This is a genomic window from Moraxella sp. FZFQ2102, from assembly GCF_024137865.1.
In the GTDB taxonomy this organism is placed as follows: Bacteria; Pseudomonadota; Gammaproteobacteria; order Pseudomonadales; family Moraxellaceae; genus Moraxella.
On sequence record NZ_CP099960.1, the window covers coordinates 1,095,660 to 1,112,561 of the forward strand.

Here is a 16,902-nt window from a genome sequence, read left to right on the forward strand (position 1 = left end):
CAAAAATTGCAAAGATGGGTTTGTTTGTATAAAATTAAAGACAAATCCACTTTATAACCCAAAGGCTATATCCAACTTAAGTTGATTGGGTTATATCTAAGAGAGCTTCATCCATACTTCTTTGAAGATTGTACCGGTACAATATTCCCAGAGCTATCACCACCCCCAACAAACCCTTTCAAGCTCTATAAACAAAACCCCCACCAATCATGGCGGGGGCTTAAAATAAGGTGCTGACGATGACCTACTCTCACATGGGCGAACCACACTACCATCGGCGCTAAGACGTTTCACTTCTGAGTTCGGGAAGGGATCAGGTGGTTCCATCTTGCTATTGTCGTCAGCGTAAAAGGATTAACAACGCTGCTTATGAGTCTGTTATTTTATCGTTGCTTTTGCTTTTTTGCATTAGCGTTATCAAGATTGATTCAAGCTTATAGGTAAAATCTTTACACTTACCATCAACACAATCAGTAGTATTAAACCACTTGGGTGTTGTATGGTCAAGCCAAACGAGCAATTAGTATTGGTTAGCTACACATGTCACCATGCTTCCACACCCAACCTATCAACGTCGTAGTCTACAACGGCTCTTTAGGGAAATCTCATCTTGAGGTGGGCTTCCCGCTTAGATGCTTTCAGCGGTTATCCCATCCGAACGTAGCTACCCGGCAATGCCACTGGCGTGACAACCGGAACACCAGAGGTTCGTCCACTCTGGTCCTCTCGTACTAGGAGCAGATCCTCTCAAATTTCCAACGCCCACGGTAGATAGGGACCGAACTGTCTCACGACGTTCTAAACCCAGCTCGCGTACCTCTTTAAATGGCGAACAGCCATACCCTTGGGACCTGCTTCAGCCCCAGGATGAGATGAGCCGACATCGAGGTGCCAAACACCGCCGTCGATATGAACTCTTGGGCGGTATCAGCCTGTTATCCCCAGAGTACCTTTTATCCGTTGAGCGATGGCCCTTCCATACAGAACCACCGGATCACTAAGACCTACTTTCGTACCTGCTCGACTTGTGGGTCTCGCAGTTAAGCGCGCTTTTGCCTTTATACTCTTTGAACGATTTCCGACCGTTCTGAGCGCACCTTCGTACTCCTCCGTTACTCTTTAGGAGGAGACCGCCCCAGTCAAACTACCCACCATACATTGTCCTTGATACTGTTATATCTAAGTTAGAACCCCAACATAACCAGGGTGGTATTTCAAGGATGGCTCCATAGGAACTGGCGTCCCTACTTCAAAGCCTCCCACCTATCCTACACAAGTTAGGTCAAAGTTCAATGTAAAGCTGTAGTAAAGGTTCACGGGGTCTTTCCGTCTAGCCGCGGGTACACAGCATCTTCACTGCGATTTCGATTTCACTGAGTCTCTGCTGGAGACAGCGCTGCCATCATTATGCCATTCGTGCAGGTCGGAACTTACCCGACAAGGAATTTCGCTACCTTAGGACCGTTATAGTTACGGCCGCCGTTTACTGGGGCTTCGATCAATAGCTTCGCTTGCGCTAACCACATCAATTAACCTTCCAGCACCGGGCAGGCATCACACCCTATACGTCCACTTTCGTGTTTGCAGAGTGCTGTGTTTTTAATAAACAGTTGCAGCAGCCTGGTATCTGCGACTGCCAGTAGCTTACACCGCGAGGGTTTCACCACCGGCAGCGTACCTTCTCCCGAAGTTACGGTACCATTTTGCCTAGTTCCTTCAGCAGAGTTCTCTCAAGCGCCTTGGTATTCTCTACCTGACCACCTGTGTCGGTTTCGGGTACGATTTGTTTATGACTATCGCTTAGAAGCTTTTCCTGGAAGCATGGTATTTGCCACTTCGCCAGTAAACTGGCTTGCTATCAGATCTCAGTAATAGCCTAGCGGATTTGCCTACTAAGCCTACCTACATCCTTCCACCTGGACAACCATCGCCAGGCTGGCATAACCTTCTCCGTCCCTCCATCGCATCATAAACAAGTATCGGAATATTAACCGATTTCCCATCGACTACGCCTTTCGGCCTCGCCTTAGGGGTCGACTCACCCAGCCCCGATTAACGTTGGACTGGAACCCTTGGTCTTCCGGCGAACGGGCTTTTCACCCGTTTTGTCGTTACTCACGTCAGCATTCGCTCTTGTGATACCTCCAGCATACCTTACGATACACCTTCACAGGCTTACACAACGCTCCCCTACCACTTAATTGAAACAATTAAATCCGCAGCTTCGGCTCCTAGTTTGAGCCCCGTTACATCTTCCGCGCAGGCCGACTCGACTAGTGAGCTATTACGCTTTCTTTAAAGGGTGGCTGCTTCTAAGCCAACCTCCTAGCTGTCTGTGCCTTCCCACATCGTTTCCCACTTAACTAGGAATTTGGGGCCTTAGCTGGCGGTCTGGGTTGTTTCCCTCTTGACGACGGACGTTAGCACCCGCCGTCTGTCTCCCGGATATCACTCATGGGTATTCGGAGTTTGCATCGGTTTGGTAAGTCGGGATGACCCCCTAGCCGAAACAGTGCTCTACCCCCCATGGTGTTCGTCCGAGGCGCTACCTAAATAGCTTTCGGGGAGAACCAGCTATCACCGAGTTTGATTAGCCTTTCACCCCTATCCACAAGTCATCCCCTACCTTTTCAACGGGAGTGGGTTCGGTCCTCCGGTGTCTGTTACGACACTTTCAACCTGCTCATGGATAGATCACTCGGTTTCGGGTCTATACCCTGCAACTGAAGTCGCCCTATTAAGACTCGGTTTCCCTACGGCTCCCCTATACGGTTAACCTTGCTACAGAATATAAGTCGCTGACCCATTATACAAAAGGTACGCCGTCACGGAACAAGTCCGCTCCGACTGCTTGTATGCACACGGTTTCAGGTTCTATTTCACTCCCCTAACAGGGGTTCTTTTCGCCTTTCCCTCACGGTACTGGTTCACTATCGGTCAGTCAGGAGTATTTAGCCTTGGAGGATGGTCCCCCCATCTTCAGACAGAATTTCTCGTGTTCCGCCCTACTTAATATGTCTCATAAACAGTTTCGCATACAGGACTATCACCTACTATGGTTGGCTTTCCCACGCCATTTTGCTACTGTAAATTCGATCGGCTCCTCCCCGTTCGCTCGCCGCTACTTGGGGAATCTCAATTGATGTCTTTTCCTCGGGGTACTGAGATGTTTCACTTCTCCCGGTTTGCCTCATAAAATAAATTATGATACCTAAGTTATCTTAGGTGGGTTTCCCCATTCAGAAATCGCCGGGTCACAGGATATTGCCACCTCACCGACGCTTATCGCAGGCTATCACGTCTTTCATCGCCTCTGACTGCCAAGGCATCCACCATGTGCACTTCATTACTTGACCATACAACCCCAAGTAGTCTTGGTGTTATAAGGGTAATGTGTAACGATCTTCACCTATGTTTACGCTTGATTCAGTTCTCTTTACTTTAGGTGATTGTATTTTGGGGTACAATCACCATGGTTAATAAATTACGTTGGATAATTTATTAACCCAGACTCATAATCATGTTGTTAAATAGTGTTATAAACTTCGTCAGTTTATAAAGTAAAAGCATAAATAAGAAATCTCTTATTAAATTGCTTATGTATGCTTTGATGTTTAAATGGTGGAGCCAAGGAGAGTCGAACTCCTGACCTCCTGCGTGCAAGGCAGGCGCTCTACCAACTGAGCTATGGCCCCAATTTAATGGTGGGTCTAATAAGACTTGAACTTATGACCCCCGCGTTATCAACACGGTGCTCTAACCAACTGAGCTATAGACCCGTTTTAAACATCTTACCAAAGAACAACTTGTTGTGGATTCTTGCCAATCAGATATCTTCATTAAGGAGGTGATCCAGCCGCAGGTTCCCCTACGGCTACCTTGTTACGACTTCACCCCAGTCATCGACCCCACCGTGGTGATCGCCCTCTTGCGTTAGGCTAACCACTTCTGGTGAGATCAACTCCCATGGTGTGACGGGCGGTGTGTACAAGGCCCGGGAACGTATTCACCGCAGCATTCTGATCTGCGATTACTAGCGATTCCGACTTCATGGAGTCGAGTTGCAGACTCCAATCCGGACTACGATTGGCTTTTTGAGATTAGCATCACATCGCTGTGTAGCAACCCTTTGTACCAACCATTGTAGCACGTGTGTAGCCCTGGTCGTAAGGGCCATGATGACTTGACGTCGTCCCCGCCTTCCTCCAGTTTGTCACTGGCAGTATCCTTAGAGTTCCCACCCGAAGTGCTGGTAACTAAGGAAAAGGGTTGCGCTCGTTGCGGGACTTAACCCAACATCTCACGACACGAGCTGACGACAGCCATGCAGCACCTGTATCAGAGTTCCCGAAGGCACTAAGCTATCTCTAGCGAATTCTCTGTATGTCAAGACCAGGTAAGGTTCTTCGCGTTGCATCGAATTAAACCACATGCTCCACCGCTTGTGCGGGCCCCCGTCAATTCATTTGAGTTTTAACCTTGCGGCCGTACTCCCCAGGCGGTCTACTTATTGCGTTAACTGCGTCACTAAGTCTTCAAGAGACCCAACGACTGGTAGACATCGTTTACGGCGTGGACTACCAGGGTATCTAATCCTGTTTGCTACCCACGCTTTCGCACCTCAGTGTCAGTATGATGCCAGGGAGCTGCCTTCGCCATCGGTATTCCTCCAGATCTCTACGCATTTCACCGCTACACCTGGAATTCTACTCCCCTCTCACCTACTCTAGTCACCCAGTATCAGATGCAGTTCCCAGGTTAAGCCCGGGGCTTTCACATCTGACTTAAGCAACCACCTACGCGCGCTTTACGCCCAGTAATTCCGATTAACGCTTGCACCCTCTGTATTACCGCGGCTGCTGGCACAGAGTTAGCCGGTGCTTATTCTGTAGGTAACGTCAGGGCTAATGGGTATTAACCATTAGCTTTTCCTCCCTACTTAAAGTGCTTTACAACCAAAAGGCCTTCTTCACACACGCGGCATGGCTGGATCAGGCTTTCGCCCATTGTCCAATATTCCCCACTGCTGCCTCCCGTAGGAGTCTGGGCCGTGTCTCAGTCCCAGTGTGGCTGATCATCCTCTCAGACCAGCTACAGATCGTCGCCTTGGTAGGCCTTTACCCCACCAACTAGCTAATCCGACTTAGGCTCATCTAATAGCGAGAGCTTGCGCCCCCTTTCACCCGTAGGTCGTATGCGGTATTAGCTTGAGTTTCCCCAAGTTATCCCCCACTACTAGGCAGATTCCTAAGCATTACTCACCCGTTCGCCACTAGGTATCAGGAGCAAGCTCCCTAACCTCGTTCGACTTGCATGTGTTAAGCCTGCCGCCAGCGTTCAATCTGAGCCATGATCAAACTCTTCAGTTTAATCTTGAGTTGCCAATAAAACAAAGATTGTTTGATTGGACTTTAATGTTGGCTCATTTATTATTACTAGCAATATTTGCTCATCGTGTAAATGAATTAACTTTGAGTATTCTTGCTGAATATAAATGATAATTTTTTTAAGATTATCTTGTATTCGCAAAAATCCACACAAGTTGTTCTTTAGTTTTGATTTTAAATAGTTGTTAGTCAAAGCATCGTCTGCTTGGTGACATAGGATGCGTATTATACGCTGAAATTTTATTAAGTCAAGCATTTTTTTCAAAGTTTTTTGATTTTTTTCAAAAACTTTCGTTTTTGAAAAGTTTTCAAAATTTTTACTTTGAAGCTCAATAACTTGCTGTAAGTTATTGATTTATCAGCATTTTTTGCTATGCTGTGCTGCTTAAGTGGTGCGTATTATAGACCCAGTATCGGCGGTTGTAAAGTGGTTTTTTGCATAAAAGGGGAGAAAGTTTGTAAGTGGTTGGTTTTTAAGGGGATTTTTTTGGGTTTGGATTATAATAAAATGGTGGTGATAAAAAAGCCAAGCGGGATACTTGGCTTTTTTGGTAGTTTTATGCAACAGTTTAATCGAATGATTAGGCTACCGTCACGCGTGCATAGGCTTTTTTGCCTGCTTGGATGACGACCGTTTGCCCTGCTGATAATGAGAAGCTGGCATCCACCACTTCACCATCGACTTTCACCGCGCCACGCGATAGCATATCTTTGGCTTGTGCGCTATTTTTCGCCAATGCTGCTTGGTTCAGCACTTGGGTGATGAATAGCTTATCTTGCTCGCCAAGGCTCAGTGTCACTTCGGGCAGATCCACTGGCAGCTCGCCATCGGCTAGGCGGTTGCCGGCTGATTTGTGCGCATTCTCGGCAGCTTCTTTACCGTGGAAACGCTCAATCAGCTCAAGCGCTAGGATGCGTTTGATCTCTTGGGGGTTGCGACCTTTTGCCATCTCATCAAGCAGCGCATTGACTTCTTCCATCGGCTTAAAGCTTAATAGCTCAAAATAGCGGGGAATCAGCGTATCTGGCATGGATAGAATTTTTTGGAACATCACGCCTGCAACATCGTCGATACCGATATAGTTGCCCAGTGATTTACTCATCTTCTGCACGCCGTCCAAGCCTTCCAGAATCGGCATGGTGATGCATACCTGCGCAGCTTGATTGTAGCGACCTTGTAGTGTGCGACCCATCAGAATATTAAAGGTCTGATCCGTACCGCCAATCTCCACATCCGCCTGTAGCGCCACCGAATCATAGCCCTGCACCAATGGGTACAAAAATTCATGAATCGCAATCGGCGTCTGCGATGCATAACGCTTGCTAAAATCATCACGCTCAAGCATACGCGACACCGTCACCTGACTTGCCAAGGCGATCATATCCCCTGCTGACATTTTGCCGAACCATTCTGAGTTAAAGACAATCTTAGTCTTGTCTTTGTCCAAAATCTTGAACACCTGCTCAGCATAGGTCTTAGCATTTTGTTGCACTTGCTCTTCAGACAGCGGCGGACGCGTGTTATTCTTGCCCGTCGGATCACCGATACGCGCGGTATAATCCCCGATCAAAAACAGCACTTCATGCCCCAAATCCTGAAAATGACGCAGTTTATTCAAAACCACCGTATGCCCAAAGTGCAAATCTGGTGCGGTCGGATCCATACCAAGTTTGATGCGCAGTGGGCGGTTTTCTTTTAATTTTGCCAATAAATCTTCTTCTGAATAAATTGCATCCGCACCGCGCTTGATCAGTGCCAATTGCTCTTCTGGGGATAAAAAATTACTCATAATCTTGCCTTAATTGTCTCAAAAATCACACATCGCTTGATTATAACAAAATTATGCACAAAGTTCACAATACATTTTTGGCAGTTTAACGCACTTTATGCCAAATCCCTGCACTGTATTTGGCATAATTTTCATCGCTGCGTGTTAATTTTTCATATCGAAATGCGTTAAAATTTGCTATGCTTATTGATAAATAATAAATTGGAAAACTGCCATGAATCCTGATATTTTTGCTGATTTGAATGCACTTTTTGATGAACAGCTTTCGTCTAACTCTGCCTTAGATGATGATCCACTTGCAGCATCGCCTTATTTTATTGGTATGATGAGCGGCACCAGCCTTGATGGCATGGATGCGGTGCTGTGTCAATTTTTTGATGATAACAATGGTCGCACGGTTGAAATCATTGGCAGTCACAGCTTACCATTTCCCGACGATCTGCGTGCAGCCTTGCTTGCCTTGACCACGCCAAATAGGGTGGCTGACTGGATTAGTGCCCATGACTTTGCCTTTGAAAGTGAGCTTGATGTCTTTGGCTGGGCGAGCGTGTATTATGGGCATTTTGCCGCGCAGGTGGTGATTGAGCTGCTTGATAAAACGGGCGTCTCTGCCGATGAAGTCTCAGCGATCGGCTGTCATGGGCAGACAGTGCGTCATCGTCCGCAATGGGCATTCAGCTTACAATTACTTGACCCTAATGTGCTTGCTGAGCAGACAGGCATCGCGGTGGTCAGTGATTTTCGCCGCCGTGATATGGCGGTGGGCGGTCAAGGCGCGCCGCTCGTGCCTGCGTTTCACCAAGCGATGTTCGGCGCGGTCGCTGACATCAAAGCAGTGCTAAACCTTGGTGGCATTGCTAATATCACCGTGCTTGATCATGATGGTTTCGGCACGCCGATGGGCTTTGATACTGGCGTGGCAAATCTGCTCATGGATGCGTGGATCGCGCGCCATACAGGACGGCTGTATGATAAAGATGGCGCGTGGGCGGCGTCGGGTGCGGTGATTGTGCCGCTGCTTGAACGCCTGCTTACTCATCCATTTTTTGCCAAAGCTGCACCAAAAAGCACAGGGCGTGAAGAATTTCACTTAGACTGGCTCGATGACAATCTGCTTGCGCTGTCGTACAATCATCCAAACTTACGCTACAGCCCTGCCGATGTACAAGCCACACTCGCTGAGCTGACCGCCATCAGCAGCGCGCGTGAGATCGCACGCTTTGGTGATACTGGCGTGCTGCTCGTCTGCGGTGGCGGCGCGCGCAATGGCTATCTGATGAGCCGCCTTGCTGCGCATCTACCGATGATGACAGTGATGCCAACAGACAGCCTTGGCGTGGATGTGTCTTTGGTCGAAGGCATGGCGTTTGCGTGGTTGGCGCGCCAAAATATCCTAGCACGCACTGGCAATGTCCCAGCCGTGACAGGCGCGGATAAGGCGGTGGTCTTGGGTCAGGTGTGTTTTTGATCGACAATACCGACACAGATTTCACTCATCAAAGCCCAAGTGACAAGCTTGGGCTTTTTGTTGGTCAAATTCTAGGGTTTTAATAGTATTTTATAATGTTAATTAAACAATGGTTTTAAAAATTTAGATGATAATGATACTTGATTTTATTGGGAATTTATTACCAAAAAGGCATTTTGTATAGTCAATTTTGATAAGATTATTTGAAAAATGAATACTGTAAAATTTATCTTTATCATAATGAAAATATATAGCGCGCAAAAGATTGGCAATTGTTGCAAATAGTGGTATTATCATAGATATAAGATGTAATATATTAACAGTATTTTTTCCAATGGAGGTTGTATGGAATTTCGGCAATTGGGTTATTTCATGCATTTGGCAGGGACAGGCAGCGTCAGTCAATCTGCAAAAGTTTTGGGTTTATCCCAGCCTTCTTTAAGCCGCCAAATCCAGCAACTTGAAGACACTTTGCAAGTCTCACTTTTTGAACGCCATCACCGTCCGATGACCTTAACGGACGCTGGTGAGTTTTTGTATCGCCATGTCAAGCAGCCTTTGCATGAGCTGGAGCAGGCGATGGCTTTGACGCGTCGATTCGGCGAAGGTCGTCAGCATCGCTTGGTTATCGGCTCGGTGGTCTCGGTGCTGTATGGGCTGTTGCCTGAAGTGATTTCACAGCTGCGCCAAAATTTGGATGTGCATCCTGATTTTGACATCAAAGTGATTGAGATGAGTTTTGCTCAGCAGATCGCCGCACTCAAATCAGGCGAGATTGATGTTGGTTTTGGGCGTTTTGCTTGCCAAGACAGCTTGGTTGAGCAGACATTCTTGCGTCACGAACCATTTGTGTTGGCTGTACCAAAATGGCATCCGCTTGCCAAGCTTACTGAGCCTGTGTCGCTGTCGATGCTGAATAATGACACGCTGATCCTGTATCACAAAACCCCAAATCCTGTGGGCAATCTGGCAGAAACCGATCCACTGCTGCAGCTGTTTGAGCAGACCCAAACTCAGCCAAAAAACAGCATCCGTGTGCGTGATATCCAAGTGGCACTGGCGATGGTGGCTGCCAGCGAAGGCTTTACCATCGTGCCTGACAGCCTAAAAACCGTGCGCACAGAACAGATCTGCTATCTGCCATTGGCGCATGATTTCACATCGCCGATGTACATCAGCACCTTGGCGCACAACCCTATCCCACACATCGACGCCCTGCACCGTGCGATCTTAAGCGTCTATGAACGCCACGGCATCAGCGCACCTAAACCATTGATGGCTAAATTTGCCGATTGATTTGTTATGTTTTTGTAACTAAATATTTCTGAATATTGCAAAAAGTATTTAATGCTTGCATAAACATGATAAATCTTATGTAAAATTCGGCTGATATTATGCATATTATGCATAAATAAGGCTTCTTTGACCGACATTCCCCAAATTTGGGCAATTTCCCCTACAGACAAATGCCAAAAATTGGGGTAATATTGCGTCATATCATAACAATTTTCGTTGATGTCACTTAAGGAAGAAGTCATGAGCCAAGTTTCTGCAGGTCGCCGTTTCCGCGACGCCATCGCTAGCGAAAAAGCCAACAACAAGCCACTGCAAATTGTCGGTACGATTAATGCCTACACTGCCATGATGGCAACCCAAGTCGGCCACAAGGCCATCTACCTATCTGGCGGCGGTGTCGCTAACGCTTCATTTGGTCTGCCTGACCTTGGCATGACCAGTCTAAACGATGTACTGACCGATGCCACTCGCATCACCAATGCTGTCGATACCCCGCTACTGGTGGACATTGACACTGGTTGGGGTGGTGCATTCAATATCGCCCAAACCATCAAACAAATGGAAAAAGCCGGTGTCGCTGCCGTGCATATCGAAGACCAAGTCGCCCAAAAACGCTGTGGTCATCGCCCAAACAAAGAAATCGTCTCAACTGCTGAGATGGTCGATCGCCTAAAAGCCGCCTTAGATGCCAAAGTTAATCCTGACTTTGTGGTGATGGCTCGTACCGATGCCCTATCTGTCGAAGGCTTGGATGCCGCCGTTGAGCGTGCTGTGGCTTTCCAAGAAGCCGGTGCCGACATGATCTTTGCCGAAGCTTTGACCGATATCTCAATGTATCGCAAATTCACAGATGTGCTAGACATTCCTGTACTTGCAAACATGACAGAGTTTGGTCAAACTGACCTGTACACCACCGATGAGCTATATGCGGTGGGTGTGGACATGGTACTGTATCCGCTATCGGCGTTTCGCGCGATGAACAAAGCAGCACTCAATGTCTATCAAGTGCTTAAGAATGAAGGCGTGCAAACATCGGTCGTCGATACCATGCAGACACGCATGGAGCTGTACGATTTTCTAAATTATCACAGCTATGAACAAAAGCTGGATGAGTTATTTGCTGCCAAGAAATAATGACAAGCAGTGATCAATCGGGTGTTAATTAATGGTCAAACCAATTTGAAATAAGACAAGCAATAACCATCATTTCAAAGTTGGCAGACCGCACGCCCACACAATGCCACTTACGCATTGAATATGATGATATAACTATGCTAAGATTTTTTAAGAAAATTATCTGTAGGAAATAGTTAGCATGAACGATGTCATCCAAATCCTGATCTTTGCCATCGCAGGCATCCTGCATGGCATGACAGGTATGGGCTTTCCGATGATCGGCACATCGGCTTTAAGCTTTGTGGTGCCATTATCCCAAGCTGTGGCAATGGTCGCTGTGCCAAGCCTATTGATGAGCCTGCTTGTGCTGTGTACCAATAATACACGCGGCATCATCGCTGAGCTTGGGTATTATCTGGATCGATATAAGCTGCTTGCCATCGCAAGTGTCATCGGTGGCATCATCGGCGTGCAGCTGCTACTGATACTGCCAGCAGCGTATCTGTATCTGATGATGGCGGCAGTGACGCTGTATTACGCAGGGCATGGGCTATTGACCGTGATAGGTAAGGCTCGCCCCATCACGGTGCCGACAGGTACGGTGAGTATGGTAATCTTTGGGCTTATCGCTGGGATCGTCGGTGGCGCAACCAATGCCATGTCGCCGATTTTGCTGATTTATCTGTTCAGCCACAGCGATGATAAGAACACCATCGCTAAAGCCAGTAACTTATGCTATCTGCTTGGCAAAGTGGTGCAGATCGTAATGCTCAAGGAGCAATATTTGGCATTTGGCAAACAAGAATTGAGCCTACTTGCCATCTTGACCATCGTATCGATGGCGGCATTGTTCATTGGCACTTATTTTCGCCAAAAGATCAGCCCAAGCGTGTTTAAACTGCTGATTTTTGGGATTTTGCTGGTTTTGGCATTGAAAATTGGACAAACTGGCATTGTAAAATTGATGGCGTAAGTAGCAAGACTGCTTAGCCAATAGAATATTGATGGCATGGTTTTGCCACAAACCCTTCGCTAAAAAAGTCTTGTCAAGGATTGCAAGCAGCTTTAAGTTTGGCAACTTCGCACACTGGCAAGGCACTGTCATTTAATAAGGAGATCAGACATGACAGACACCACCGTCACCACCCCAAAACCAAAAAAGAGCGTTGCCCTATCTGGCGTCGCTGCTGGCAACACCGCCCTATGTACCGTCGGCCGCTCGGGTAATGACCTATCTTATCGTGGCTATGACATCTTAGACCTTGCCAAGCACTGCGAATTTGAAGAAGTTGCGCACTTATTGATCCACGGTCATCTGCCGAATAAATTTGAACTGGCTGCTTATAAGGCGAAGCTTAAAGCCTACCGCAACCTACCGATGCGTGTCCGCCATGTTCTAGAGAACCTACCTGCCCACACGCACCCAATGGATGTGATGCGTACTGGCGTATCAGCACTGGGCTGTACCCTGCCTGAGCGTGAATCTCAGCCAGCATCAGAAGCTCGTGACATCGCTGACCGCTTGATCGCTTGTCTAGGCTCAATCCTGCTGTACTGGTTCCAATACACCCAAAACGGCAAAACCATCGATCTAGAGAGCGACGAAGACAGCATCGGCGGTCACTTCTTACACCTGTTGCATGACAAACGCCCAACCGAAGCACAAATCAAAGCGATGCACATCTCGCTCATCCTATATGCTGAGCATGAGTTCAACGCATCGACCTTTACCGCGCGTGTCATCGCAGGTACAGGCTCAGACATCTACTCTGCCATCTCTGGTGCAATCGGTGCACTAAAAGGCCCGAAACACGGCGGTGCCAACGAAGTCGCTTATGACATCCAAAAACGCTATCGCAGTGCCGACGAAGCTGAAGCAGACATCCGTGAGCGTATCGGCCGTAAAGAGATCGTGATTGGCTTTGGTCATCCTGTCTATACCGTCAGCGACCCACGCAATGTCGTCATCAAAGAAGTGGCTCGTGAGCTGTCACAAGAAAGTGGCGATATGCTACTGTTTGATGTCGCTGAACGCCTAGAGACCCTGATGTGGAACGAGAAAAAAATGTTCCCGAACCTAGACTGGTTCTCAGCCGTGTCATACCAAAAATTGGGTGTACCGACAGCGATGTTCACTCCGCTGTTTGTGATTGCTCGTACCACAGGCTGGTCAGCACACATCATCGAACAACGCCAAGACGGCAAAATCATCCGCCCATCAGCCAACTACACTGGCCCAGATGATTTGGCATTTGTACCGATGGATAAGCGTTAATCATTGATTAACCTGATATCATAGACAAAAGCCACCTAAAGCCCAAGTGTTTTGGGTGGCTTTTTGGATTGTTTTATTTTTATTAGCCAATTTTTTTGAAATGGGTATAATGACTAGCCAACACTACAAACCACTCGCCAACAGCAATAAACTTAAGTAACCGAAGGGTAATAATGAAAGCTATATTTTCTACTTTATTGACTTTTTTAGGGCTATCAACCGCCCATGCTGAGTCAATCAATACTAATACACCCTATCAAGAAATCAAAAGCAGTGAAGCTTTGGAAAGTTTTGGTTACAAGACAACTTGGTATGTCATCAGCAATCATGAACTAACCCGAAAAAATTTAACCCTACAAGATATTGCAAAGCATTTAAAATTGACAGAGCAAAAGCAGTTATCTTGGAATGATGGTTTAACAACGCTAAATCAAGATTATCAGCAAAGTTCTACTGTATTTATCACGCCAAATTTAAATGATTATATTTATATCATTGTTCCAGTAAATGAAGATTTAAATTTAATTCATAGTTTGGTAGATAATTATTTTGCATTTACAAGTTATCGAGTTGTTGATGCAGTTGCTTGGAAAATCGTCCAAGATAATGAAATTGTGCGATATTTTCAGTATAGCAATGATGAAGATGAACGCTATTTTTATAACATTGGTCAGCAAATTCCAGCAGAAAGGCAATTAAAACTTCCTAATCTTAGTGGTTTAAATCTAAATCAAGCCATTGAAGCGATTTATGATGATTTTGATAAAAATCAAGAAAATAGCGAGTATTTGGGCGTTAATCATGAAGACATACCCGCTAAAATCAATGAGTTATTAACAGGTCAAAATCCAACAGAGTTTAGCAAATTATCCATTCATCAAGCTCAAGGATTAGGAATCTTGGGTCAATTACCACAGTAATTAATTTTTTACCTTAGATAAAACAGGAGTATAGCCAAAATGACTAGCCAATACCGCAAACCCCTAACCGAAAACATTGATTTTTATGATGTTCGTCAAGCCGTCGAAGATGTCAAAGCAGGCAGTTATGATGGCTTGCCCTATACTTCTAAGGTCTTAGCAGAGCAGCTCGTTCGCCGTGCCGAACCTGAAAAGTTGGCTGATTATCTAGGTCAACTCATCAACCGTGAGCAGACACTGGATTTCCCTTGGTACCCTGCTCGTGTGGTGTGCCATGACATTTTAGGGCAAACGGCATTGGTTGATTTAGCAGGTTTGCGTGATGCGATTGCTGAGCAAGGGGGCGACCCTGCTAAAGTCAATCCTGTGGTACCAACACAACTGATTGTTGACCACTCATTAGCCGTAGAATATGGCGGTTTTGACCCTGACGCATTTGCTAAAAACCGTGCTGTTGAAGACCGCCGAAATGATGACCGTTTCCATTTTATTGACTGGACAAAAACCGCATTTAAAAATGTCGATGTGATTCCAGCAGGTAACGGCATTATGCACCAAATCAATTTGGAAAAAATGTCGCCTGTGATTCAAAATCGCCCAGACGAAAACGGCAGGGGTGTTGCTTTCCCTGATACTTGTGTCGGTACAGATAGCCATACGCCACATACCGACGCATTAGGGGTGATTTCTGTGGGTGTGGGCGGATTAGAAGCAGAAACAGTCATGCTTGGACATCCGTCAATGATGCGTTTGCCTGACATTATTGGTGTAGAATTGGTCGGTCAGCGTAAAGCAGGCATTACCGCAACGGATATTGTCCTTGCTTTAACTGAATTTTTGCGTAAAGAGCGTGTCGTCGGTGCGTATTTGGAATTTTTTGGTGAAGGTGCGGATAGTATGTCTGTTGGCGACCGTGCGACCATCTCCAATATGACACCTGAATATGGGGCAACCGCTGCCATGTTCTACATTGACCAAAATACCATTGATTATTTGACTTTGACTGGTCGTGAGCCTGAACAAGTTAAATTGGTTGAGCAATATGCAAAAACAACTGGTCTTTGGGCAAGTGATATGGTCAAAGCCGAATATCCAAGAGTATTGCGTTTTGATTTATCAACCGTAACACGCAATATCGCAGGCCCTAGCAACCCACACGCACGTGTCTCTACCAGTGATTTAAAAGCTAAAGGCATTGCAGGTGTCGTGGAAAATCGTGAAGATGGCTTAATGCCTGATGGTGCGGTCATTATCGCAGCGATTACGTCTTGTACCAATACATCAAACCCACGCAATACCGTTGCAGCTGGCTTGCTTGCTCGTAAAGCCAATGAGCTTGGTCTGACTCGTAAACCTTGGGTGAAATCATCGTTTGCCCCTGGGTCAAAAGCAGCGGCATTATACCTAGAAGAAGCAGGCGTACTAGGTGATTTAGAAAAATTGGGCTTTGGTATCGTGGCGTATGCGTGTACGACCTGTAACGGTATGTCAGGTGCATTAGACCCGAAAATTCAACAAGAAATTATTGACCGTGATTTATATGCAACGGCGGTACTTTCTGGTAACCGTAACTTTGACGGACGTATTCACCCATATGCAAAACAAGCTTTCTTAGCCAGTCCGCCACTTGTGGTTGCCTATGCGATTGCAGGAACGATTCGTTTTGATATTGAAAATGATGCGTTAGGTTTTGATAAAGATGGTAAGGCAATTTATCTTAAAGATATTTGGCCTTCTGATGAAGAAATTGATGCTTTGGTGCAGTCTTCTGTTAAACCTGAACAATTCCGCAAAGTCTATATCCCAATGTTTGATTTAGGTCAAGCTGAGCAAGCAGAAAGCCCATTATACAACTGGCGTGAAATGTCCACTTATATCCGCCGTCCGCCATATTGGGAAGGGGCTTTGGCTGCTCCACGCACACTCACGCATATGCGTCCGCTTGCCATTTTACCTGATAATATCACCACTGACCATTTATCACCATCAAATGCGATTGTGCGCAATTCGGCAGCAGGGGAATATTTGGAAAAAATGGGCGTACCTGAAGAAGATTTCAACAGTTATGCAACGCACCGTGGCGACCATTTAACAGCTCAACGTGCAACCCTTGCCAATCCTAAATTATTTAATGAAATGGTGTTAAATGATGATGGTTCGGTAAAACAAGGCTCGCTTGCTCGTGTTGAACCTGATGGCAAAGTCATGCGGATGTGGGAAGCGATTGAAACCTATATGAACCGTAAACAACCGTTGATTATTGTCGCAGGGGCAGATTATGGTCAAGGTTCAAGCCGTGATTGGGCAGCCAAAGGCGTGCGTTTGGCAGGGGTTGAGGCGATTGTGGCTGAAGGGTTTGAGCGTATTCACCGTACGAACTTAATTGGTATGGGCGTGTTACCACTTCAATTTAAAGATGGAGTGAATCGTAAAACGCTGAAACTTGATGGTACAGAAACTTATAGCGTGATTGGTAATTTAACACCGCGTGGTGATGTGACCCTTGTGGTGGAGCGTGCCAATGGTGAAATGGTTGAAGTGCCTGTTACTTGCCGTTTGGATAGCGATGCAGAAGTCAAAACCTATAATGCAGGTGGTGTACTTCAGCAGTTTGCAAAAGAGTTTTTGGCGAAGTAAAAAGCTAAATACA

Annotated in this window: 8 protein-coding genes, 2 tRNA genes and 3 rRNA genes; 7 read left to right on the plus strand and 6 right to left on the minus strand. The window is 46.4% G+C overall.

Going from position 1 to position 16,902, the window contains the following annotated elements; all coding sequences use genetic code 11:
• Positions 1–231: 231 nt before the first annotated feature.
• The 6 genes from rrf to tyrS all read right to left on the minus strand — a co-directional run bounded on the left by rrf (position 232) and on the right by tyrS (position 7,177).
• Positions 232–345 (minus strand): 5S ribosomal RNA (gene rrf / locus NGM44_RS05245).
• Positions 346–499: 154 nt separating this feature from the next.
• Positions 500–3,356 (minus strand): 23S ribosomal RNA (locus NGM44_RS05250).
• A 263-nt stretch (positions 3,357–3,619) separates the two neighbouring features.
• Positions 3,620–3,695, minus strand: a tRNA-Ala gene (locus tag NGM44_RS05255).
• Between the two features lie 7 nt (positions 3,696–3,702).
• Positions 3,703–3,779, minus strand: a tRNA-Ile gene (locus tag NGM44_RS05260).
• A gap of 61 nt (positions 3,780–3,840) precedes the next feature.
• Positions 3,841–5,369 (minus strand): 16S ribosomal RNA (locus NGM44_RS05265).
• Together the 16S, 23S and 5S rRNA genes with 2 tRNA genes alongside form the textbook arrangement of a ribosomal RNA operon.
• A gap of 599 nt (positions 5,370–5,968) precedes the next feature.
• Positions 5,969–7,177, minus strand: coding sequence for a tyrosine--tRNA ligase (gene tyrS / locus NGM44_RS05270; protein ID WP_253224535.1), 1,209 nt, complete (start codon positions 7,175–7,177; stop codon positions 5,969–5,971).
• 214 nt (positions 7,178–7,391) lie between these two features.
• Between tyrS and NGM44_RS05275 the strand changes: the two genes are divergently transcribed.
• The 7 genes from NGM44_RS05275 to acnD all read left to right on the plus strand — a co-directional run bounded on the left by NGM44_RS05275 (position 7,392) and on the right by acnD (position 16,889).
• Positions 7,392–8,645, plus strand: coding sequence for an anhydro-N-acetylmuramic acid kinase (locus tag NGM44_RS05275; protein WP_253224536.1), 1,254 nt, complete (start codon positions 7,392–7,394; stop codon positions 8,643–8,645).
• Between the two features lie 345 nt (positions 8,646–8,990).
• Positions 8,991–9,941, plus strand: coding sequence for a LysR family transcriptional regulator (locus NGM44_RS05280; RefSeq protein ID WP_253224537.1), 951 nt, complete (start codon positions 8,991–8,993; stop codon positions 9,939–9,941).
• 240 nt (positions 9,942–10,181) lie between these two features.
• Positions 10,182–11,075, plus strand: a complete 894-nt coding sequence (prpB, locus tag NGM44_RS05285; RefSeq protein ID WP_253224538.1) for a methylisocitrate lyase — start codon at positions 10,182–10,184, stop codon at positions 11,073–11,075.
• Positions 11,076–11,256: 181 nt separating this feature from the next.
• The gene (locus NGM44_RS05290) at positions 11,257–12,030 is read left to right on the plus strand and encodes a sulfite exporter TauE/SafE family protein (RefSeq protein ID WP_253224539.1); all 774 of its coding nucleotides are present in this window, start codon (positions 11,257–11,259) and stop codon (positions 12,028–12,030) included.
• Between the two features lie 150 nt (positions 12,031–12,180).
• Positions 12,181–13,332, plus strand: coding sequence for a 2-methylcitrate synthase (gene prpC / locus NGM44_RS05295; protein WP_253224540.1), 1,152 nt, complete (start codon positions 12,181–12,183; stop codon positions 13,330–13,332).
• A 173-nt stretch (positions 13,333–13,505) separates the two neighbouring features.
• On the plus strand, positions 13,506–14,252 hold the full coding sequence (locus NGM44_RS05300) for a hypothetical protein (RefSeq protein ID WP_253224541.1): 747 nt from the start codon (positions 13,506–13,508) through the stop codon (positions 14,250–14,252).
• A 39-nt stretch (positions 14,253–14,291) separates the two neighbouring features.
• Entirely contained in the window at positions 14,292–16,889 is a 2,598-nt protein-coding gene (gene acnD / locus NGM44_RS05305) for a Fe/S-dependent 2-methylisocitrate dehydratase AcnD (protein WP_253224542.1), read from the plus strand.
• Positions 16,890–16,902 lie beyond the last annotated feature (13 nt).